At 60.1% G+C, this 20,997-nt stretch carries 17 protein-coding genes; 9 read left to right on the top strand and 8 right to left on the bottom strand.

The genetic code is table 11. The annotated features are described in order from the left end of the window. Window positions 1-23: 23 nt before the first annotated feature. Window positions 24-2,615 carry a Calx-beta domain-containing protein gene (locus B5D61_RS14465; RefSeq protein WP_176159450.1) on the top strand — a complete coding sequence of 864 codons (2,592 nt, stop codon included), beginning with the start codon at window positions 24-26 and terminating at the stop codon, window positions 2,613-2,615. A gap of 86 nt (window positions 2,616-2,701) precedes the next feature. Here B5D61_RS14465 and B5D61_RS14460 read toward each other — a convergent pair whose 3' ends face one another. Further along, a complete protein-coding gene (locus B5D61_RS14460; protein ID WP_245846547.1) occupies window positions 2,702-5,164 on the bottom strand; it encodes a copper-transporting P-type ATPase in 2,463 nt (820 codons plus the stop codon). A gap of 139 nt (window positions 5,165-5,303) precedes the next feature. On the opposite strand from B5D61_RS14460, the gene B5D61_RS14455 reads away from it, so the two are divergent. From B5D61_RS14455 to B5D61_RS14445, 3 genes are all read left to right on the top strand, one after another. Further along, a complete protein-coding gene (locus B5D61_RS14455) occupies window positions 5,304-5,825 on the top strand; it encodes an RNA polymerase sigma factor (RefSeq protein ID WP_176159449.1) in 522 nt (173 codons plus the stop codon). 247 nt (window positions 5,826-6,072) lie between these two features. Further along, the gene (locus tag B5D61_RS26365; protein ID WP_176159448.1) at window positions 6,073-6,753 is read left to right on the top strand and encodes a hypothetical protein; all 681 of its coding nucleotides are present in this window, start codon (window positions 6,073-6,075) and stop codon (window positions 6,751-6,753) included. A 141-nt stretch (window positions 6,754-6,894) separates the two neighbouring features. Next, window positions 6,895-7,746, top strand: a complete 852-nt coding sequence (locus B5D61_RS14445) for a prephenate dehydratase (protein ID WP_078814094.1) — start codon at window positions 6,895-6,897, stop codon at window positions 7,744-7,746. 47 nt (window positions 7,747-7,793) lie between these two features. Here B5D61_RS14445 and B5D61_RS14440 read toward each other — a convergent pair whose 3' ends face one another. From B5D61_RS14440 to B5D61_RS14420, 5 genes are all read right to left on the bottom strand, one after another. Next, window positions 7,794-8,723 (bottom strand): nucleotidyltransferase family protein, encoded by a 930-nt coding sequence (locus tag B5D61_RS14440; RefSeq protein ID WP_176159447.1) that lies wholly within the window; start codon window positions 8,721-8,723, stop codon window positions 7,794-7,796. Between the two features lie 267 nt (window positions 8,724-8,990). Further along, window positions 8,991-9,659 (bottom strand): NADPH-dependent F420 reductase, encoded by a 669-nt coding sequence (locus tag B5D61_RS14435; protein ID WP_078814092.1) that lies wholly within the window; start codon window positions 9,657-9,659, stop codon window positions 8,991-8,993. A gap of 154 nt (window positions 9,660-9,813) precedes the next feature. Beyond that, window positions 9,814-10,572 (bottom strand): glucose 1-dehydrogenase, encoded by a 759-nt coding sequence (locus B5D61_RS14430; protein WP_078814091.1) that lies wholly within the window; start codon window positions 10,570-10,572, stop codon window positions 9,814-9,816. A 289-nt stretch (window positions 10,573-10,861) separates the two neighbouring features. Then, window positions 10,862-11,464, bottom strand: a complete 603-nt coding sequence (locus tag B5D61_RS14425) for a TetR/AcrR family transcriptional regulator (RefSeq protein WP_078814090.1) — start codon at window positions 11,462-11,464, stop codon at window positions 10,862-10,864. A gap of 347 nt (window positions 11,465-11,811) precedes the next feature. Further along, window positions 11,812-13,428 carry a formate--tetrahydrofolate ligase gene (locus tag B5D61_RS14420; RefSeq protein WP_245846546.1) on the bottom strand — a complete coding sequence of 539 codons (1,617 nt, stop codon included), beginning with the start codon at window positions 13,426-13,428 and terminating at the stop codon, window positions 11,812-11,814. Between the two features lie 140 nt (window positions 13,429-13,568). On the opposite strand from B5D61_RS14420, the gene B5D61_RS14415 reads away from it, so the two are divergent. The 3 genes from B5D61_RS14415 (at window position 13,569) to B5D61_RS14405 (ending at window position 15,778) form a co-directional block, all read left to right on the top strand. Then, entirely contained in the window at window positions 13,569-14,477 is a 909-nt protein-coding gene (locus tag B5D61_RS14415; protein ID WP_078814088.1) for a metallophosphoesterase family protein, read from the top strand. A 129-nt stretch (window positions 14,478-14,606) separates the two neighbouring features. Next, complete coding sequence (locus B5D61_RS14410) at window positions 14,607-15,233, top strand: nitroreductase family protein (protein WP_078814087.1); 627 nt, start codon at window positions 14,607-14,609, stop codon at window positions 15,231-15,233. Continuing rightward, the gene (locus tag B5D61_RS14405; RefSeq protein ID WP_078814086.1) at window positions 15,233-15,778 is read left to right on the top strand and encodes a DUF456 domain-containing protein; all 546 of its coding nucleotides are present in this window, start codon (window positions 15,233-15,235) and stop codon (window positions 15,776-15,778) included. The genes B5D61_RS14410 and B5D61_RS14405 overlap by 1 nt, the downstream gene beginning before the upstream one ends. A gap of 209 nt (window positions 15,779-15,987) precedes the next feature. Here the strand turns inward: B5D61_RS14405 and B5D61_RS14400 are convergent, their stop codons facing one another. Beyond that, window positions 15,988-16,338, bottom strand: a complete 351-nt coding sequence (locus tag B5D61_RS14400; protein WP_078814085.1) for a hypothetical protein — start codon at window positions 16,336-16,338, stop codon at window positions 15,988-15,990. 147 nt (window positions 16,339-16,485) lie between these two features. On the opposite strand from B5D61_RS14400, the gene B5D61_RS14395 reads away from it, so the two are divergent. Then, a complete protein-coding gene (locus B5D61_RS14395) occupies window positions 16,486-17,385 on the top strand; it encodes an alkaline phosphatase family protein (RefSeq protein WP_176159446.1) in 900 nt (299 codons plus the stop codon). Window positions 17,386-17,475: 90 nt separating this feature from the next. Here B5D61_RS14395 and B5D61_RS14390 read toward each other — a convergent pair whose 3' ends face one another. Further along, window positions 17,476-18,147, bottom strand: coding sequence for a rhomboid family intramembrane serine protease (locus B5D61_RS14390; protein WP_078814083.1), 672 nt, complete (start codon window positions 18,145-18,147; stop codon window positions 17,476-17,478). Between the two features lie 159 nt (window positions 18,148-18,306). Here B5D61_RS14390 and B5D61_RS14385 point away from each other — a divergent pair, with 159 nt between their 5' ends. Continuing rightward, a complete protein-coding gene (locus B5D61_RS14385) occupies window positions 18,307-20,970 on the top strand; it encodes an RNA polymerase sigma factor (protein WP_176159445.1) in 2,664 nt (887 codons plus the stop codon). The last annotated feature ends 27 nt before the right edge of the window (window positions 20,971-20,997 follow it).

Genomic DNA, 20,997 nt, shown 5'->3' with positions numbered 1-20,997 from the left:
GGCATTCCCGGTCCCCCTCCACTATGAAACATCCCCCACTCCGCGCCTTGGCGCTGCTGGCTTTGCTGGCCCCTTTGGCTGCCCATGCGGCGGCTCCGGTGAATGACAAATTTGATAAAGCCCGGGTGCTGACCACCACCTCACCCGTGTTTCTCAATCAGACCGGCGTCGGGTCCACCCCGGATGCGCTGGACCCTTTCATCGGCGGCAGCAAACTGGCCCGCAGCGTGTGGTATCGCTATGACGCCGTTTTTACGACCGACTTCAACCGCATCATCATCGATGACAAGCCGGGCGTGCGTGCCGCCGTCTTTGAAATGACCGATGCGGATGGCAACGCGGGCACGCTGAAGTTCCTGGCCGAGACGAACAACGTGCTGCCGAATGACATTGAGACGCTGGTCTTTTCCACCGTGGCCGGACGGCGCTACTGCGTCTGTGTGGAGGCCAACGGGCTGTTTGACATCACCCTGCAGTCCACGCCGCGGCCTAACGACTACTTTGGAGATGCGATCGGGCTCCCCGGCGATCAAGGCACCGTGACAGGCAACAATGACGGGGCCACCAACGTCAACGACAGCCCGGCGACGCTGGCGGATGATACGCCGGGCAGCGGGGTGTGGTATGTCTGGACGCCCGGCTTCAACGGCCAGGCGGTGGTGGACACCAATTTCAGCGAGCGCACGCCTAACAACTCATTGGATACCGTGGTGGCAGTCTTCACCGGGAATACGTTGCAGACCCTGGTGCCCGTGGCCTCCGATGACGATGACGGCTATCAAAACAACAGCCGGGTGGTCTTCAACGCCAACGCAGGCACGCCCTACCGCATCTGGGTCGGCGGCTTTGGCGGCCAAGCGGGGACCTTCTTTCTCAGCTACTATCCGGAGGGGAATCCTGGGGTCTTTGAGATCGCCAGCGTGCCGAACAGCGTCGGGGAAAACCAGGGCACCACGGCTTTTCACGTGCGGCGCTTCCGTGCGGGCCTGGTGGCCGCCAATGTCACGATCAGCACGGCCAATGGCAGCGCCACGGCGGGCTCCGACTACACGGCCATCAATACCGTGCTGAACTTTCCAAATCCGGTCAACGATCAGAACGGCTGGCAGCAGACGGTGAACCTGACCATCGTGCCGGATATCAATTTCACGGAGCTGCCCGCAGAGACTTTCAACCTGGTCCTTTCCGCCCCCAGCCCTGGTGCCAGCGTGGGGGGCAGCTCGCCGGCAGGCGTTGCCATCCGGAGCGGGGAGCCGACGGACGCTGCCGGCTTTTTGGTGGAAAATCTGCAGGTCAGGGAGGATGCGGGGGGGATCAACATTCCACTCGTTCGTGCTGCAGCGGGGGGCTATGTGCGCATGCAGGTGCTCGCGCTCGTTTCGACGAGCGCTCCAGGGGCCAAGCCGGAACTGGACTATAATTTTGCCCCGGTCACCGTGGACCTGGTGCCGGGCCAGACGCAGGCCTCTGTCCAGTTGCAGATCCTCAATGACGGCCTTTCCGAAGGCGAGGAAACGATCACCCTCTTTGTCAATGCAGAGACGCCAGATCTGCAGACGACAGGCTATACGGTGCTGACGGTGACGATTGAAGATGATGACCTCGTCGTGCCCCAGGCCGGGCGGCTGACCACCTTTATGGATGCCGGAGGCACGGGCATCACAGGCGGCCTGGATATCAAGATCACCGCCACCGGCATGGTGTCCGGTAAGCTGGTGATGGCACGTGGCAGCCTGCCCTTCACCGGCAAGCTGGTGGATGGCCGCCTGACCGTCCGCCTCGGCCCGGTCACAGGTCCTGTCCGCACCCTGACCATCGAGCTGCTGAATGCCGCCGACCAAACCTACCGCGTCACGCTGAGTGACGGGGAGCTGGGCAGCACGGTGACGGAGATCGTCAGACTAACAAACTATACCGCACTAAATCCCTGCCCGGTCGCGGGTTATTTCACCTTTGCGGATGTCGTCGGCGGCGGTGATGTGCCGCAACTCGTTACGGCCACCATCAAGGTGACGGCGGCGGGAGATGCCAAGCTGACGGGCAAGCTCTTTGACGGCACCGCCGTCCTCGCCAGCGGCGGGGTGGGTGAGGGCAACAATGCACGGATGGGGGCCTCCCTTTACAAAGGCCTGGGCCGCGCGCTCTGCGAGGCAAACCTGCCGACGGCCAGCCAGGACATCAACTCGGGATCGTTCAAGCTGCTGCGCCCAGGCCGCTCCAACCAGAGCGTGGAACTGCCTGCCCTGGATGTGAGTTCCAGCTCCCGCGTGGCCAAGTGGGTGCCACCGGCGGCAGGCCAGCGCGCTCTCACCATCTGGAACCCCGCCGGTGCGGGCAATGCAGACCTCACCGGCGGTGGGTTCGCCGTCCTGACCACGAAGGCGCTTACCGTCAGCACAGCCAACAAAGTCGTCGTGACGGTGAACCCGCCGGAGAACCTGAAGATCACCCTGAATGCGAAGACGGGCCTCTTCACCGGCACCGTCATCCCCACCGGCGTCACCAAGCCCCAGAAGATCTTTGGCGTGATGCTCCAGGGCGGAGGGGACAGCTTTGGCAACGGCTTTTTCCTCAATGGTATGCTGCCTGGAAAAATCAGGCTGCGGGGTCCATAACAAGGATTTGACGAGGGCAAGACCGCAGGGATCAAGTCTCTGCGGTCTTCCCGTTTCTCGCTCTGAGTCAGGGTTTTCTCCTGGGCTCAGTCCAGCTTCGTCGTCTTCAGCCGCAGCGCATTGCCGATGACGGACACGGAACTGAGGCTCATGGCCGCCCCGGCGATCATGGGGCTGAGCAGCCAGCCGAACCAGGGATACAGCGCCCCGGCTGCCAGCGGGATGCCGAGCCCATTGTAGAGGAAGGCGAAGAGCAGGTTCTGGCGGATATTGCTCATCATGGCTCGGCCTAACCGAATGGCTTGCACGATGCCGCGTAGATCCCCTTTCACGAGGGTCACCGGTGCACTCTCCATGGCAATGTCCGTGCCGGTGCCCATGGCGATGCCGACATCCGCCTCTGCCAGTGCAGGCGCGTCATTGATGCCATCCCCTGCCATGCCGACAACTGCTCCCGACTCGCGCTTCATCTCGGTGATGTAGCGGTGCTTATCCTGAGGGGTGACTCCGGCATGATAGCGCTGGATGCCCAGGCTGCTGGCGATGTGGCGGGCGGTCGTCTCATGGTCGCCCGTGAGCATGACCACGGAGATGTCCAGGGAACGGAGCTTCTCCAGCGTCTCGGGGGTGGTGGACTTGATGGGATCACTCACCACCAGCACGGCGGCGGCTTTTCCATCCACGGCCAGGAACATGGCTCCGCGTCCAGCGGCCTGATGCGGCTCAGCCAACTGGGTGAGAGCCTCCACGCCCGTGATACCCTCGCGCTTGAGAAAGTCCGCTTTACCGATGTGCACTTGCTGATGCCCCACCTGACCGTTGACGCCTTCCCCAGGGATGCTTTTGAAATCCACAACGTTAGGCCAAGCGAGCTGTTTCTTTTCCGCCGCCTGCACGATGGCATGGGCCAGCGGATGCTCGCTGCTCTGCTCCAGAGCGGCAGCTAGCTTTAGGGCTTCATCAGGCATGAGCGTGCTGCCGGGCGCGGGGATCAGGTCGGTGACCTCCGGTTTACCCACAGTCAGCGTGCCGGTTTTATCCACGGCCAGGGTGTTCAGTTGCGCGAGTTTTTCGATGGCAGCGGCCTGGCGAATCAGCACGCCCATGCCCGCTCCACGCCCGATGCCCACCATCACGCTCATCGGTGTGGCGAGGCCCAGAGCACACGGGCAGGCGATGATTAAAACCGCGATTGCATTGGCAATGGCATAGGCCAGTGCGGGCTGCGGGCCGAAGCTCCACCATAGGCCAAACGTGAGCGCCGCACACGCAAGCACCGCAGGCACAAACCACGCGGCCACACGGTCTGCCAGCGACTGCACCGGAGCCCGGCTGCGCTGCGCTTCACCGACGAGATGGACGATCTGCGCGAGCAGGCTCTCCGCTCCCACGCGCTGCGCCTGCACCACCAGACTGCCGTGTTGATTCAAGGTGCCGCCGGTGACGGCATCCCCGGGTTGTTTCTCCACCGGAGCCGGTTCCCCCGTCAGCATGGATTCATCGACATGACTGCGGCCTTCCTGCACCTCGCCATCCACCGGGATCTTCTCACCGGGACGCACCCGCAGGAGTTGCCCCGCCTTCACCTCGCTCAGAGGAATGTCCTTGTCTCCCTCCGGCGTGATCAGCCGTGCGGTCTTCGGTTGCAGGCCTAACAACTCCTGAATCGCACTGCTGGTGCGGGCACGTGCCCGCAGCTCCAGCACCTGCCCCAGCAGCACCAGGGTGATGATGACGGCAGCCGCCTCGAAATACAGCGGCAGATTGCCATGGGCATCGCCCAGAGAAGCCGGGAACCACTGCGGCGCGAGCATGGCCACGAAGCTGAATCCATACGCCGCCCCGACGCCGAGAGCGATCAGCGTGAACATATTCATGCTGCGATGCAGGAGGGATTGCCAAGCCCGTGCGAAGAACGGCTCTCCACCGTAGAAGACCACCTGGGTGGTGAACATGACCTGCATCCAGCGGCTCGTCTCACTGGTGGCCCAAGCAGCATGACTCCAGGCGGGAATGACATGAACCATGGCCGTGATGAAGACCGGCAACGTCAATGCGGCGCTCATCCAGAAACGCTGGGTCATGTCCCGCAGTTCGGCATGGTCATCGTCCTCATCCGCCTCAGTCACCGTCTCTGGTTCCAGGGCCATGCCGCACTTGGGGCAGGTGCCGGGGTGATCCTGCCGCACCTCGGGGTGCATGGGGCAGATGTAGATCGTTTTAGCCGCAGGTTTCCACGAGGGATTGCGCTCCAGCGCCATGCCGCATTTCGGGCAGGTGCCCGGTTTGTCTGACTCCACACCCGGACACATGGGGCAGAAGTATTTGGCCGAGCCGGAAGGTGTGACGGAGGCATGATGATGGTCATGACCATGCCCATGATCGTGACCATGGCAGCAGCCGCCAGACTTGGGGGCCGCCGGTTTAGGCTCGGGTGGGTGAGAATGACAGCAGCCCGCCGAGGTGGGCTCAGGTTTCGCGGGAGCAGGCTCCGAAGCGGGCGTGTGGCAGCAGGAGCGGCGCGGAGAATCGTGGGAAGAAGAGCTCATGAGAAAGATAACGTTGGAGATGAAACGAAAGGCCATTGGCAGCCCTTCATCACTGCCCACGCACGGGTTGAAACTTTGTTACACGGAGATTTCCGGCTTGTCTGTGCGTATCTTGAAGGGAACTCCCCTCATCGTGTCTATGCTGCCTGAAACTCTGCTGGAACATCGCGCCGCCTTCACCGGCTTCGTGCGCTCGCGCCTGAGCGATGCCTCGCTGGCGGAAGATCTCGTGCAGGATTGCCTGCTCAAGGCCCTGCGTGCCGAGCATGTACCAGAGGACTCGGAGGGCGTGGTCACCTGGTTTTACCGTGTGCTCCGCCATGCCATCATCGATGTGCAGCGTCGGCGTAACGTGCGCGGTCAGGCGCTGGAAAAGCTGGAGATGGAAATGGCGACTCAACCCGATGCCCAGGACGAACGCCACGTGTGCCAGTGCGTGATGAAGCTGCTCCCCGCCATGCATTCGGCAGATGCCGAGTTACTCCGCCGCATCGATCTGGAGGGAGAATCCGCCACCGAGATCGCCCAAGCGACGAACCAGCGCGTAAACACGCTCAATGTTAGGCTTCTGCGTGCCAGGCGTCGCCTACGTGATCAGGTGCAGCAGGTCTGCCGCACCTGCGCCACCCACGGCTGCCTGGACTGCGACTGCGCGCCGTGAGTGGGTTAGTGCCTTGAGTGGGAGAGACGATCATTTCCCGGACCAAACGGCATTAACAGACAAAAGTCGCATGGTTACCCATGTGATCTTTTTTTGTAGAAATAAAACGCCTCAAGGAGGATCAACCGATTTTGACAACAATCTTCAAAAGGCGTCGAACAAAAAAGCTATGGTTCCCATCCAAGAGGATGAACACTTCTGGCACGGCCAATGCTTGGAGGGTTCTTGAATCCAAACTCCCCACATTATGATGAGGTTCCCTCGCCCCGGTTGTTGGTATCGTTTCACGTCGGCTGATTGGCAGTTTATCCGCGATGCGCTCGCGATGACGCAGCGAGAGAAAGAGAGCCTCGTCTCTCTCCTGGATGATCCGGACACGGTGCGGATGATCCTGGATCACCCGAAGCTCTTTGAAGCGCTTTTAGTTAGCCGTCAAGCCGCCTTCCTCTCACCTGAGCTGTTCTTCTACGTCACGGTGCGGCATACGCTGAAGCGCGTGGGTGTGGATGATCTGGAGGTGGCGGATTACATCGCCTCCGTGTGTGCAGACTTTGGCCTGCCGGCCACCGCAGCGCAAAATCTGCCTGAGCGGAAGCTGGAGAGCCTCTACAGCATCGACTACATCAGCGCCCTGGAGAATGCGGACAGTCACCAGCGTTTCTTCATCCATGTGCAGTGTGCCAATCAGTTCATGGTGCTGACCAGCCTGTATCCAGACTTTCTGCGCTACCGGGCTGAGCGCCGTGGGGCACCGAAGCTGGAGTTCTATGAGCAGGTGGTGGTGAGTCATCTGGAGGCGGCCGGTCGCCATGCCCTGGCGGAGGAGTTTGCCCTGGATGATACCCTGGCCCATGTGGCGCAGGTTTACCCCCCAGCTCGCCGTGCAATGAACCACACGGTGCGGGAATATCTCAGCCTCGGGGCATAGTCACTGGTCACTGGTCACTGGTCACTGGTCACTGGTCACTGGTCACTGGTCACTGGTCACTGGTCACTGGTCACTGGTCACTGGTCACTGGTCATTGGTCATTGACCTGCCCGCCTCTGCGGTAGAGCATGGGCGGCACGCATGAGTGACCCTGCGCACCCTTCCCCCATCCCTAGCATCGCTTGCCTCGGCCCCGAGGGCAGCTTCTCTCACTTGCTCACGGAGAAGCGATTTCCTACGGCTCAGGTGCAGCTGAAGGCCAGCATCGGGGAGGTGTTTGACTTCATCGCCAGCCATCCCGGGGCGCTGGGCATCGTGCCGATTGAAAACTCCTCCGGCGGGTTCATCATCGATACGGTGGACCGCCTCGTGGATGAGCGCTGCCAGCTCCACATCATGGAAGAGCTGACGCTGGATGTGAAACTGGCCCTGCTGGGAAAAACCGGCCCAGAGATCCAGACCATCCACTCCCACGCCATGCCGTTCTTCCACTGTGATGAATGGCTGAAGCTGAACTATCCGCATGCCAAGCGTGTGGTGGAGGCCAGCACAGCGAAGGCCGCTGAAAAAGCCGCCACGCTGGCAGGAGCCGCCGCCATCGGCCCACGGCAGAATGCGGTGCGTCATGCGCTGGAGATCCTGCACTTCCCCATCGCCGGCGAGGTACCCAACATCACCCAATTCTTCCTGCTCGGGCATCAGGAAAACCCAGCCTCCACGGCCAATAACCGCACGGCGCTGGTGGTGGAGTTGCCAGATCGCCCCGGCAGCCTCTGCCGCTTCCTCACGCCGTTGAGTGAAAAGGCCATCAACATGAAGCGCCTGGAGTCCCGCCCCATCCGCGGGCAACCTAACCAATACCGCTTTTACATCGAGATCGAGGGCTCCCCAGCTGAAGCCTCCGTGGCCGCAGCCCTGGATCAGACCCGGGCGGATGGTGCCGTGATCCGCAGCATCGGCTCCTACCCTGCCGGGCGGCGGTTTGAATCCTGACAGATGATGTCCGAGCAAAGAGGGATCCCCCTGATCTTATCCCCTCATCACATATCCGTGCTCATCTGCACTCCCTCTGCCCGGATGCCACTGCGGATGATACATTGACGTAAGACCGCATCGGCGGCGACAGTGGCTCCAGGCCAAAGGATACAGTCCTCAAGAGCCGCACCCGCCTCCACCACGGCACCTTCCCCAATCACATTGAGTCCGCGGAGTTCGGCCTGAGGTGATACTTGTGCCGAGGCATGAATTGCCGATGCCGTGGCTTTCCCCTGCTCATGCAGCGCTTGATGGGCTGCCAAGTAAGCAGCCCGGCTGCCCAAATCCCACCACTGGCCATCATCCACGACAACGGCCCCGAGACGAGCCCCTTCTTGGATCATTCGCAGAAAGATAGGAATCACAGATTCCACCTTCCCCGGCGTCAGCCACCGGTGTATCTCCGGCTGGCAGGCATAGATACCCGTAAAGAGATATTCCCCCTCACGACCCGTGCCAAGTTTATTGCGGATGTCGGTAACCAGGCCCGTTTCCACATCATAAGAAATGTGCAAGGCAGGACCGAAACTCCGCAATACCAGGGTGACGAGATTCTCCTTCTCCCTGTGTTCTTTTAACAACGAATCAAGGGGCAAGTCCGTCAAGATATCACCATTATACACGATGAAGGGTTCTTCATTGAGCAGATCCCTAACATTGGCGATGCCTCCCGCGGTCTCCAAACGCACAGGGCTTTCATTTCTAAAGCTGATGGCTGCACCACGATAACTGCCCGCAGGGAAAGCCTGTGCATAAGCCTCTGGGATGTGATGCGTATTCACCACAAAATCCTTGATGCCCACCTGCATCAGGTGATCAAAAGAGTAGGTGATAAGCGGGCGATGAAAAACAGGAATAAGGGGCTTCGGCAGTTGCGCCGTCAGCGGCCGCAACCGCTCCCCAAGACCTGCACCGAGAACGAAAGCTTTTTGCACGCGCGGCCTGTAATCGGAAGCCGCGCCCGGTGCAAATGAGAAACCAGGAAGAATCACGTTTCCGAGTGAGCAGCCTCTTACCCTCCCCTCCTCCTGCTTCCTCTCGGCAGCACAAAGACCGATCAGGATGCATCAACAGGGTCGTCAGAACAGATCCCCCTTATGCAATCTAGGCGACGACTCAAAGCGACGACAGTTGGCTTCATCGTGGGCACCGACCGTTCTCCCCAAACGAAGTTTCTTGCGAGACTTTCAATCACTGATCCCTCAGGTCTCTGATATTGCGGCGGATCTTTTTCGAGTGAAGAGCTCAATCAGACTGAAAGCTCCTCTCAATTCGAGCTGACGTCCTGCGATCGCAAGGCTTCCAGCAACTAAAGGAGCAAGACCCGCATCTTTGACAAGGGTCTCCACGGTGGCAAGAGCCTCGGGATCATCCCCAGCGATCAGACTCACACGAGTCAACCCAGCCTCAGGCGGGGGTGCAAACATTGTACTGGCGGGCAATGTGTTAAAGGCTTTGACCACACGGGCTCCAGGTGCCAGCCGGGCAATGATTTCACTGCCTGAATCATCTCCCAAATCAGCGACCGTATAGTTAGGTGCGTAGGAAGTGAAAATATTGGACGGATCAATCAAGATTCGGTCGTTCCATGACAGGTCAGCTCGAAGGACTTGCGGAATTTGAGTCCACGGGACTGCCATCAGCACGACTTCACAGGAGATGGCTTCTTCAACCGTAGCCGCAGTCAGAGGCACTCCAGCTTCGGCCACGGACTCCAAAAGGCTTGCCGGACCCCGTCGATTAGAGATGAGGACGCGGTGACCATGAGCAGCCCATTTGACCGCCAAGGTCCAGCCGATCTCTGCGGAGCCAATGATACCGATCTTGGATTGCCCTTTGAGATAGCTGAGACAGTGAGAAGCCTGTTTCATAGGAAATAGCAGTCGTGGTGCAGGATGAGGAACAACGAAGCACGCGACCTGGGTGAAACGGCTCAACCGACGAGCTCAGGAATTCTACAACTCGTCGGCAAGCTTGAGCTGTTCAATCAAGGCCGATTTAGGCTCGCTTGGGTGAGTGTAAAAATTAGCCGACACCGCCGCTCACGCGGATGACCTCGCCGGTGATCCAGCCGGCGTCTTCGGAGGCTAGGAAGGTAACGACTTTGGCGATGTCATCGGGCTGGCCCAGGCGGCCCAGGGGAGTGTCGGCCACCACCTGCTTCTCCATGTCAGAGCCGATGATGCCGCTGCTGTGGGTGCCCTCGGTCTCCACCATGCCCGGGTTCACCGAGTTCACGCGGATTTTGCGGGCGGCCAGTTCCTTCGCCATCACGGAGGTGATGGAGTCCACCGCGCTCTTCGTGCCTGTGTAAACGGAACTCCCGGGCATCTTGATGCTGGTGATGGTGGAACTGATGTGGATGACGCTGCCCCCCGTGGCCGGGAAGTGTTTCACCGCCTCCTGAGAGGTGAGCAGCAAGCCGAGGACGTTGATGTTAAACTGACGATGAAAATGCTCCGGTGTGATGCTGCCCAGCGGAGCAAATTCATAGACTCCAGCGTTATTGACCAGGATGTCGATCTTACCAAAGGCAGCCACGGTTTCTTCCACCAGGCGGGTCACATCTTCGGGCTTCGCCACATCCCCCTGCACAGCGATGGCCTTACCACCTGCGGCGGTAATTTCAGCGACGACTTGATCCGCCCCGGCTTTGCTGGAGGCGTAGTTGACCGCGACGGCGGCCCCGGCTTTGGCTAGGTCTTTGGCAATGGCGGCGCCGATGCCTTTGCTGGCTCCGGTGACGAGGGCGACTTGATTGGCGAGTTTGGTTTGGGTGCTCATGATCGTGGGTGTTGAGGTGAATGGACGACTAACTAACTTTGCGTATCTGGGGCGAGTGTGACGTTAACTTTTAGGTTTCGATTTCGTTTTTGTGGAGTTCTCCGCCGTGGCGGAAGAAAGGGGCCAAAAGGAGTCGGGAGCAGACGAGGCCGTTGCGCTGGCCCTCAGCGGGCGAGCAGCCGCACCACCACATTCAGGATGAGGAGAGCGAAGGCGATGTGGGAGGCATTCATAATGGGAAAGGCTTAAATTAGACCAGTCGTCTAGTTCGAGACAAAAAAGAGAGGCGTCAGGGGACGAGGTAGCTGCGGATAAAGAGCAGGCAATCCCGCAGTGGCTGCACCTGATGCTTCGCCGTGCTGCGCAGGCTAGCGCCCAGCCAGGCATCGTGGACCACACTCGCGGCTTGGCTCGCTGGGAGGCTGGCGCGGATGCTGCCCTGGGCCTGACCTTCCTCGATCACCTGCCGCAGCAGCGCGATGCCCTGCTCGTAATTTTCAGCCACCTCCGCCCGCATCGGCTCACTCCAGGAGGAGACCTCGGCGGAGAGCTTGCAGACCAGACAGGCCTGCTGGCAATCCTGCTCCAGCATCATGGAAATGCGCGCTTCATAGAAGGCCACGAGTCGCTCGTGGGCATTCGGCAGCAGGTCCTTTTTCGTCAGCCACTTGCGCGTGTAAGCCAGGGCCTTCGCCCCGAAATAGCGCAGCAGCTCCACCCCGAATTGTTCCTTGGAGGCGAACCAGTGGTAAAACGAGCCCTTGGGCACATTCACCGCCTTGAGGATCTCATTGATCCCTACCCCACTGAACCCCTTTTCCAGCACGATGCCCACCGCCGCATCCAGGATGCGCTCCTTGGTATCGGTTGCTGGGTTGGTGAGGGCAGGCATGATCGGCGGGTGTTTTTGTTTCGGCAAGAGACGTTTTAGACCGTTCGGTCTAAAGATGCAAGAGCGATTTTGAGATTTGTGAGTCGGCTAAGCTCGGTGAAGGATCGAAGCTCGACCGTCCGTGCCGATAGAGCAGCCACGGGCTGGGTTTGTCGGCTCGGGCTGGACTTGTCACAATTTGTGCGCAAAAACGCCCCATGGCGCACAGGGTCATGGACTTGCTCGCCAAAGGCGTAGAGCGGGCATGGGTTGGGTTTGTGGACAAACTGAATAGTGTCTACAAACAGGGAACGGGAATCGTGATGGGCCGATTCTCAGCAGGCTGGGTGAGCGAGACGATCCTGGCCTCAAATGCCGCTGATGACGCCATCCGGGCTGACCTGGATGCGCTCGGCGGCGGGGACTTTGGGCAGGGCGGGCATGCGCATCATGGTGCCGGTGAGGGCGACGAGGAAGCCGGCTCCGTGGGCGATCTCGAAGTCGCGCACGGTGATGGTGAAACCGCGCGGGCGACCGAGGAGCTTGGCGTCGTCGGAGAGGGAGTTTTGGGTCTTGGCCATGCACAGGGGCAGGTGGCCGAAGTGGTTGCGGGTGAAGAGGGCGAGCTTTTCACGAGCAGCCTCCGTGAGCTCGACCCCACTGGCGCCATACACACGGGTGGCGATGGCGTGCAGTTTCTCCTCTACGGGGGCGTGGGCGTCGTAGAGATAAGGCAGGGGCTTGGACTCGGAAGGCAGGGCGGCGAGGACTTTTTCCGCCAGCTCCACGGCGCCATCCCCCCCCTGACCGAAGACATCGGCGGTGGCACAGGGCACGCCGCGGGCTTGGCAGAAGTCGTGGACGAGGGCGATCTCTTCGGCGCTGTCGTTGGTGAACTTGTTGATGGCGACGATGACAGGGCGGCCAAACTGAGCGGCGCTATCGAGATGGGCGGCGAGGTTTTCGAGACCCTTGGAAAGTGCGGCGGGGTCCGGCTGTGTGAGGGAATCCAGCTCGACTCCACCATGCATCTTCAGCGCGCGGACGGTGGCGACGATGACGATGGCCTCGGGCTTGAGGCCGGATTGGCGGCACTTGATGTGCATGAACTTCTCACCGCCGAGATCGAAGGCGAAACCTGCCTCCGTGACGGCGTAGTCGGCATGGGCGAGGGCCATGCGGGTGGCGAGGACGGAGTTGCAACCGTGGGCGATGTTGGCAAAGGGGCCGCCGTGCAGGAAGGCGGGCACGCCCTCCACGGATTGCACGAGGTTGGGCTGGAGGGCATCGCGCAGGAGAGCGAGCAGGGCTCCAGTGACGTGGCATTCTTTGGCCAAAACAGGCGTACCCTCGGCGGTGAATCCGATGACGATGCGGTCCAGGCGCTCGCGCAAGTCGGCCAGGGACTCGGAGAGACAGAGGATGGCCATGACCTCGGAAGCGGCGGTGATGTCAAAGCCGGCGCTGCGTTCGGTGCTCTTGCCTACACTGGTGCGGAGGCTACGCAGGGCGCGGTCATTCACATCCAGCACGCGCTTCCACAGCACACCACCGGGATGCAGGTGGGTCTGCTGATTGAAGAGCTGGTTATCAATGACCGAGGATAACAAATTATGCGCACTCGTGATCGCATGGAAGTCGCCGGTAAAATGGAGGTTGATGGACTCTGCCGGTTGCACAGTGCTTTTGCCGCCGCCAGTGGCTCCGCCTTTGCGACCGAACACCGGGCCCATGGAAGGTTGCCGCAGGGCTAAGGCCACACTTTGACCGATCTTTTTCAAGCCCTGCGCGAGGCCGATGGACATGGTGGTCTTACCCTCCCCTGCCGGTGTGGGGGTGATGGCGGAGACGAGGATGAGTTTGCCCTTTTGCGGGCGGCTCTCCAGGGCCTTCAGCGACACTTTCGCCTTATCTCGTCCATAGAGGGAGAGGTGATCATCAGCAATACCAAGCGAACGTGCGACAGAGGAGATTTCGGGAAACATGCGCGGGAGAGAATGCGCGACGAGCATGCCAAGTGCTGCATGAAATGAAAGGTCTATTTGATTCCGTATTCTGTCTGTTCAGACACGCTTGTCAGAAATGCCCACTCCCGATAGGCTCCTTTTTAAAATAGCCACTCATCATGCCCATCACCCTGCCAGCTCTCAGCCGCCGCCATTGGATCCAAACCGCCTTCGCGGCCGCCTTGGCCCCGCGTAGCGTCTTGGCTGCCGCACCTTCCTGGGAGCAAACGTGGGTGTTGTTTTCAGACACCCACATCGCTGCGGATCCGGCTGCTGAGGCGCGAGGCGTGATCATGGCGGAGAATCTGAGCCGCTGTGCCAACCAAGTGCTGAAGCTCGGTAGTAAACCGCATGGCGTGCTGGTGAATGGCGACTGTGCGTATCTGGCGGGCGAGGCTGCTGACTACAGCACCTTTGCCAAGCTCATCCAGCCCCTGCGCGAGGCGGGCTTACCCGTGCACTGCACGCTGGGGAATCATGATCATCGCAAGAACTTCATGGCCGCTCTGACCAGTGTGCAGGACCCGCGCCCGCTGGAGGGTAAGCACGTGAGCACGCTCTCCAGCGCCCTCATGAACTGGGTGCTGCTGGATTCCCTGGATCAGGTGAACAAAACGCCTGGCTTACTCGGCACGGATCAGCTCGGCTGGCTGGATCGCACCCTGGCTAAACTACCCGCGAAACCCACCGTAGTGATGGTGCATCACAATCCCCAGATGCCCGTGGCTGAGGGGCAAAAGCACACGGGGCTGGAGGATAGCGATGCGATGTTCAAGGTCCTGGCCAAGCACAAGAAAGTGAAGGCCTTTGTGTATGGTCACACGCACAACTGGAGCCACAGCGTGGATGAAGCCACGGGCATCCATCGGATCAATCTGCCGCCCGTGGCCTATGTCTTCGGAGCCGATCGCCCCAATGGTTGGGTCCTCGCCACCGCTACAGCAGAGAAGCTGGTCTTCGAACTGCGCGCACTGAACCCCGCGCATGAGCAGCACAAGCAAAAGATCGAAGTGGCGTGGGGAGCGTGAGGCCGCTGGCTCCAGATACCGAAGAAGTCAAACGCTCCGGTCCCCATTCTGAATCAACCCTGACTCACTCCGCCAGTGGACGCGCGCGGTTCTGTGTCGTATCTCGAATGTGATCGAGACCCCGCCCCCATGACACTCCCCTCCCTCGCAGAAACCACCGCGCTGATCCGCCATCGCCGCTCCATCAAGCCTGTGGATATGGACCCGCAGCGCCCTGTGGAGGCCGCCTTGCTGACGGAGCTGCTGGAGAACGCCACCTGGGCGCCGAATCACGGCATGACCGAGCCGTGGCACTTTCACATCTTCCAAGGTGAGGCACGGCAGACGCTGGCGGAGAGCTTACAAAACCTCTATCGCCAGACCACTCCTGCCGCTGAGTTCCGCGAGGACAAGCTGAAGAAGATGGGGGAAAATCCACTCCTGGCCCCGGTCATCGTCGCCTGTGTGATGGAGCGTAAAGGCGGGAATAAGATCCCCGAGCAGGAAGAGCTCGAAGCCATGGCCTGTGCGCTACAGAACCTCATGCTCAGTGCCACCGCTGCCGGCCTCGCCTCCTTTTGGTCCTCGCCTCCCGTGTTGGAGACGCCTGAGTTTCAAACTTGGTTAGGCCTGCAAAACACGGATCGCTGCGTCGGGCTGATGTATCTCGGCTGGCCGCGCCCAGGGCTCAGCTGGCCACGCAGCGTACGCCAGCCTATCGCGAACAAAATCACCTGGCACGAATCAGCCATCTCCACCACGAACCCTAACGCCTAATGGACTGGCTCGCACAGACTTGGGAGGCGTTCGTTCAGTTCTTCCAAAATATCCCCTTTGAGGTGCTTGGCGTCTGGACGCTCACCACCTGCCTTCTCCTGGTCGGAGTCATTGGCTCTGTGGTGCCGTTACTTCCCGGCCCTTTGCTGCTTTTCCTCGCCGGGGTCATTCATACCTTCTTGCTACCAGAGGCGGGCATGAGCTGGCAGGGCATCGTGATTCTCGCGCTGTTGCTGGTGCTGGCTTACGTTGTCGATATGGCTGCCGGGGCCTTAGGCGCACGTTGGTTCGGAGCCAGTCGTTGGGGCATCTCGGGGGTGTTTGTCGGGGGCATCGTGGGGCTGTTCTTTGCGCCCTTGGGGTTCATCCTGGGGCCCTTGGCCGGAGGTCTGATCTTTGAACTGCTGTTTGCGAAGAAGCGCATGGCTCCTGCGGTGAAGTCCACCTGGGGTACCCTCCTCGGCACCGGTGCCGGCCTCATCGCACGCCTCTTCATCAGCCTGCTCATGGTGGCCACCGTGCTGGTGGATATTCTCTGGTGGTGAATCCCGCCCGTTAGAAGGCTGGTCTCTCTCAGGATTTCGAGCCTCGGCTTCGGCAGAATCCCTGACGCCATGAATCTCTATCCCCCTTCCATTCAAGGTGGGGTTTTGAGACTCTGAACCTTTAGCGATCAAACAGCCGATCACCCGGAACTCACGCCCGCTTGACGCGATCCCTGGACGAGCTCTCGATGCTCTTGGAAAGGCTCTCTTTACTCGGTGATTTTCTCGCGGGAGACACGCACGCCCATGCGGCTCTGGGCCGGGTTGGGGGACTGCTGGGCCTTGATGCGGTATTTCACCCCAGGTTCGTCAGGCGTCTCATTGCGGTCCAGCAAGCCTGGAGGCTCAGTGCTGTTGGAACTGCCAAAGAGGCTGCCGTCATCGGTGCGAGCAGGCTCTCCCGCAGCGCTGCGCATGCGCTTATACTGCACGCCCATGCGGCCCTGGACGGGGTTCCCCCCACTGCCGTGATACTGGCGGCCATCCCGCTCCTCCGTGCTGCAACTGACCATGGAAAATGACAGGGTGAGAATGACGAGGGAAGAAAGCGAGAGCTTCATGAGATGCAGGTCGTGTTGAGAGAACGCTGCCTCATATCACACCCCACGCAGCGTGGAAGAGAAAAGTTTATTTTGCTAAGGCCCCCTTTTGATTGGCAGAACGCAGGGCTTGCTCGCGTTCGTCCCTGCCTGATTTTGATTTCGCCCATGCGCCTGCTCACTTTCCTCTGGCTTCTCCCCCTCCTCGCCGTTGCAGCCCCGCGCACGGAGCACGTTTTCATCTTTAGCTTCGATGGTTGCAATCCCACCATCCTCCAGCAAGCGGAGGCCCCAACCATCAAGCGCCTAGCAGCCGAGGGCGCTCACACCTGGCAGGCCAACACCATCATCCCCTCGAAGACGCTGCCCAGCCACACCTCCATGCTCACCGGTGTGGATATCTCTCAGCATGGCATCGACTGGAACGACTACTTTCCCATGCGTGGCGTGGTGAAGGTGCCGACGATTTTCTCCCTCACCAAAGCCGCCAAACCTGATCTCACGACCGCGCTCTTCTGTGGCAAGATCAAGTTCCGTCACCTGTGGCTAAAGGACAGCCTGGACATGTTTAACTGCGGCGGTGCCTATACCTACGGTCCCATCCCAGCCAGCGAGGAAAAAAAGCTGGTGCCTGCTACCGATGTCGCCGCCCAGGCGGCCCCTTACATCGTGGAAAAGAAACCTCAGCTTTGCTTCATCCACTTCCCCGACATCGACAGCGCAGGGCATAAATACGGCTGGGCCAGCCCAGAGCAGATGGAGGCCTTCAAGGTCTGTGATGGAGCTCTGGCCAACGTCTTGGCAGCGATCGAGCGTGCCGGCATCCTGGACACCAGCACCATCATCCTCACCGCCGACCATGGGGGTAAAGACAAAGGCCACTTTGAGCCGATCATCAACAACACCACCATCCCCTGGGTGGCCTGGGGTCAGGGCGTGAAAAAGCAGCACAGCATCACCAAGCCCACCCTCTACACCTACGACACAGCCGCCACCGCCCTCTGGTTGCTGGATGTGGCCCGCCCTGAGAATCTGGATGGTGAGGTCGTCGAGGAAGCGTTTGAATGATAAGATTTGCTATGAGCGATCGGGGTTTAGTCCATTCCTCAACTTGACTGAGCGCGACCTTAATTCCGCTCCCCTGCTGACACGTTTGGATCACCCCTCCAGCGGCTCCTTGCGCAGGATCTGTAGCAGGGAGCGATTGTCATAACAGATCAGCTGGAACCAACCCAGATGCAGCCCGCTGAGGCCGATGCTCACCCCGCCGAGAAAACCACCCAAGTGGGCCCAGTAGGCCACCATGTCGCCCCCACCCAAGGCTCCCCAGACATCGAAGGCAAACCAAGCCAGGATGATTACCCAGGCTTGACAGGAAAAACTGCCGCCACGGATGGCAAAAAACCAGAACAGATAGACCCGGTTCAGCGGATACATGGCCAGCACCATGCCCACGATCCCATTGATCGCTCCACTAGCCCCGACCGTGGAGCTACCATCCAGTAGAACCTGCGCCACCCCGGCCAGCAGCGTGCAGCCCACAAACACCGCCAAATAGCGGAGATTGCCGATATTCATGCAGATGGCATTGCCAAAGACCCAGAGGAAAAGCATGTTCCCCACCAAGTGAATGAGGTCCTGATGCAGAAGCACGTTCCCCAGTAGCCCGGTGAGAGAAAAGCCTTGGAGCACCAGGGGCGTCAGCGCCTGGGCGCACTCCGCATCAAAGAGGAAGAACAACGATGTCAGCGTGCACGCGGCCACCAAGAGCCAATTGGCCCATGGCCGCTCCTGCTGGAGGGTTTCGATCTCATAGGGAATGATAAGCATGGGAGATGCCCAGCTTTTCAGAACAGCAGCACGATTTCGACATTACAAAAAATGGCAAGGGTGGTAAGGCCGAGAGCCCTCATTTTTCTAACGAGTGACAAGACTCCCTGCGTTTTGATGCAAGTTCTCACGTCGGGCGGACACTTGAGAGTGAAGACTATGAATGCGATGCCCAACCCACCGATGGATGAAGAGCTCGCCGCGCTGCGTGCGGGCAGGACCGCAGCCGCCTGTGAAAAGATCGTGGCTCTGTATGGGCCTTTGGTGAAGAGCGCCTGCCTGCGGGTATTGCGGGATGAAGGACTGGCGGAGGATGCGGCGCAGGAAACTTTTGTGCTCTTGGTAAAGAAGGCCTCTTCTTTACCTGCGGGCACCTCGCTGGCCGGGTGGCTGTATCATGCCGCCTGTCGCACGGCATTGAACCATCAACGGACAGCGATCCGCCGCCGAGTCCGTGAAAACTCCGTGGAGGCCTTGAATCAAATGACACCCGATGCCCAACCCAATCTGTGGACAGAGATCGAGCCGCATCTGGATGATGCCATGCTCACCCTGCCAGAACGCCAGCGCGATCTGGTGTTGCAGTGCTATTTCCAAAATCAATCGCAGCGCTCCGCTGCCGCTGCTTTGGGCTGCTCAGAGAGCGTCGTCAGTCGGGAACTGAGCGCTGCCGTGGAGGCCCTGAGGCAGTTTTTTACCCAGCGGCGTATCGCAGTGAGCAGCGTGGCTCTAGCAGGTTTACTGGCCACCCATGGAGCCTCGGCGTCGATGGTGGGTGGTTCGGCCATGGTCACCGCGATGATGACCGCCCCCGTCAGTTCTTCTCTTGTGCTGACCCTGGTGCAGTCGAAGTTTCTGCTCACCACAGTGGCTGTGGTCAGCACGGTGACGGTCGCCGCCATCAGCTATGGTTTAACCCACTCCTCCGCCACCGCTCCAGGGAGCCATGGTGGCAGTGCCTCCGCGACCCTCGCGCAGAGCGGATCTTCCCGCACCCCGTCTGCCGGTGCGGCAAAGAAAGGCAAGTGGGAGGCCAGCTTCCGCTTCACCAGTGCCATGGCCTTGGATCAGCAAAAGAAGCAGGTGCTGCTGGAGAGTGATCCCGACGCTCGATACGCCCTGCTCCAGCAGATGGGGGTGAGGCTTTCGCGGGCTGGGTTTGATCAACTCATTGCCAAAGATTTAGATGCCAGTGTCGCCTCCTGGCGAGACACCTACACGGTGCTATCGAATCGTGCGGAGGCCTTTGACAATTACCTCATGGCCTGGAGTAACGAGGCGCCGCTGGATGCCCTGGCCTGGGTGGCGGCTCAACCCGATGGCGGTTTAGGCCTTCGTAAACAACTGCTCTATGTGCTCGCGAACAAACAGGTGCCATCGGAGACCTTGCGCGAATGGATCGGGACCCTGACCACACCCACCATGCGTCAGGAGGCGATGATTGCTCTGGAGTCGATCGGCAATCCAGCCTCCTTGATCGCCCGAATGGGCACCGGAGGTAACGAAGGCTTCCTCGTGGACCTGGCCTTGCTCCATAGAGGGAAAGATTTGGATTGGGCGGCGTTTGGTCGCAAACTCGCCGCAGGCAAAAGCGCCATCGTCGCCCGAGCCATGCGCTTGGCTTTGGATGAAGGCGTCTCACCGCCACACTTCGATCAACTGATCCGAGAGTTGGCCCGCTCTGCCGATCCGAACATCAGCGTCGGTGCCACAAACATCCTCCGTGCGGTGCGCGGTGATGCGGGGACGGATTACCTTCAAGCCCTGGAGCTGGCCGAGATCTGTGATCGCGTCGGCATGAGTAACTTCAGTATCGATATCCTCTATGCCTGGGCGGCGGCAGATCCACAGGCCGCCATGCATTACACGGGTGGCTTAAAGGACCTCGCCAGCATGAGGAATGTCCTGCGCGGATTAACCACCTTGCCGGATGAAACCACCCTGCTGCATTGGATGGCAGGCACCCCCAGCAAGGCCCAAGATATTGCCCTTGCCGCCCTGTATGGGCGACTCTCCACCAGCTTGTTTGAGCAACTGCAAAAAATCACTCAGTCCACCGTGATCGTTGATCAAGTGGAAGCAGCGATGGAGGTGATGCGCATGCTGCCCTTCTCTGAAGCCGCTGCAGCAGCCGAGTGGCTCAAGCAGCTGCCTGAGGGAGAGAATCGCCAGGAACTCGCCAGAGCCCTAGCCCGGCGACTGGCAGCAGTCGATCCACAAGCAACTCTGGACCTCGTGCAGCAGGAGAGGCTGAAAGGGAAAGACTACGATCTTTCCATGGCCCACGCGGTGATGGAGTTTGCCGCAAAGAACGACCTCGCTCAGTCCACCCGGTTCATTCAACAGATTACGGACCCCAAAAAGTATGCCGATGCTCTGGGGCAACTCGCCATGGTGAAGTTTCCCGGGCGGCCTGAAGAAGCCTTCGCTTACATCCAGGCTCACTCCCGTGGTGATTGGGAGCCCGCCGCATTGCGTATGCTCAGCAGTTTATATTACAATAAGTTAGACAATATCGACGCCAACGCGGCCGAGATCCTCAATCTCGACCTGGAGCGGCTCGGCCCGGAAGCAGTGGCGCGCGCCAGTGACTTTTGCAAAGTCTGGATCGATAACCGAGCCCCCGTGACCACGCCACTGGCCTGGACCCAGCAATTGCCCGGCAATATCGGCCGTGAGGCCCGGCTGCAACTCGCCCGGAATCCTCAGCTTAAGCCTGCCATTGTGGAGCAATTCCATGTCTGGATCCAGACCGCCTCCATCAGCCCCGCCGAACGAGCCCAGTTGCAGATGGTTTTGGGCAAGCGGCTTGCGGTAAAGTAGGCGGCCAGAGACGACTTGAAACTCACT

It is taken from the genome of Prosthecobacter debontii (genome assembly GCF_900167535.1).
GTDB classification, from domain to species: Bacteria; Verrucomicrobiota; Verrucomicrobiia; order Verrucomicrobiales; family Verrucomicrobiaceae; genus Prosthecobacter; species Prosthecobacter debontii.
Note: the sequence above shows the minus strand (reverse complement) of the source record. Positions and strands in the feature narration are given on the sequence as shown.

Coding starts and splice junctions, on each gene's coding strand:
- B5D61_RS14410 (WP_078814087.1), top strand. CDS start 14,607: ATGACACTCCCCTCCCTCGCAGAAACCACCGCGCTGATCCGCCATCGC.
- B5D61_RS14385 (WP_176159445.1), top strand. CDS start 18,307: ATGAATGCGATGCCCAACCCACCGATGGATGAAGAGCTCGCCGCGCTG.
- B5D61_RS14460 (WP_245846547.1), bottom strand. CDS start 5,164: ATGAGCTCTTCTTCCCACGATTCTCCGCGCCGCTCCTGCTGCCACACG.
- B5D61_RS14420 (WP_245846546.1), bottom strand. CDS start 13,428: ATGTTTCCCGAAATCTCCTCTGTCGCACGTTCGCTTGGTATTGCTGAT.
- B5D61_RS26365 (WP_176159448.1), top strand. CDS start 6,073: ATGATGAGGTTCCCTCGCCCCGGTTGTTGGTATCGTTTCACGTCGGCT.
- B5D61_RS14400 (WP_078814085.1), bottom strand. CDS start 16,338: ATGAAGCTCTCGCTTTCTTCCCTCGTCATTCTCACCCTGTCATTTTCC.
- B5D61_RS14465 (WP_176159450.1), top strand. CDS start 24: ATGAAACATCCCCCACTCCGCGCCTTGGCGCTGCTGGCTTTGCTGGCC.
- B5D61_RS14435 (WP_078814092.1), bottom strand. CDS start 9,659: ATGAAACAGGCTTCTCACTGTCTCAGCTATCTCAAAGGGCAATCCAAG.
- B5D61_RS14405 (WP_078814086.1), top strand. CDS start 15,233: ATGGACTGGCTCGCACAGACTTGGGAGGCGTTCGTTCAGTTCTTCCAA.
- B5D61_RS14445 (WP_078814094.1), top strand. CDS start 6,895: ATGAGTGACCCTGCGCACCCTTCCCCCATCCCTAGCATCGCTTGCCTC.
- B5D61_RS14455 (WP_176159449.1), top strand. CDS start 5,304: ATGCTGCCTGAAACTCTGCTGGAACATCGCGCCGCCTTCACCGGCTTC.
- B5D61_RS14395 (WP_176159446.1), top strand. CDS start 16,486: ATGCGCCTGCTCACTTTCCTCTGGCTTCTCCCCCTCCTCGCCGTTGCA.
- B5D61_RS14415 (WP_078814088.1), top strand. CDS start 13,569: ATGCCCATCACCCTGCCAGCTCTCAGCCGCCGCCATTGGATCCAAACC.
- B5D61_RS14425 (WP_078814090.1), bottom strand. CDS start 11,464: ATGCCTGCCCTCACCAACCCAGCAACCGATACCAAGGAGCGCATCCTG.
- B5D61_RS14430 (WP_078814091.1), bottom strand. CDS start 10,572: ATGAGCACCCAAACCAAACTCGCCAATCAAGTCGCCCTCGTCACCGGA.
- B5D61_RS14390 (WP_078814083.1), bottom strand. CDS start 18,147: ATGCTTATCATTCCCTATGAGATCGAAACCCTCCAGCAGGAGCGGCCA.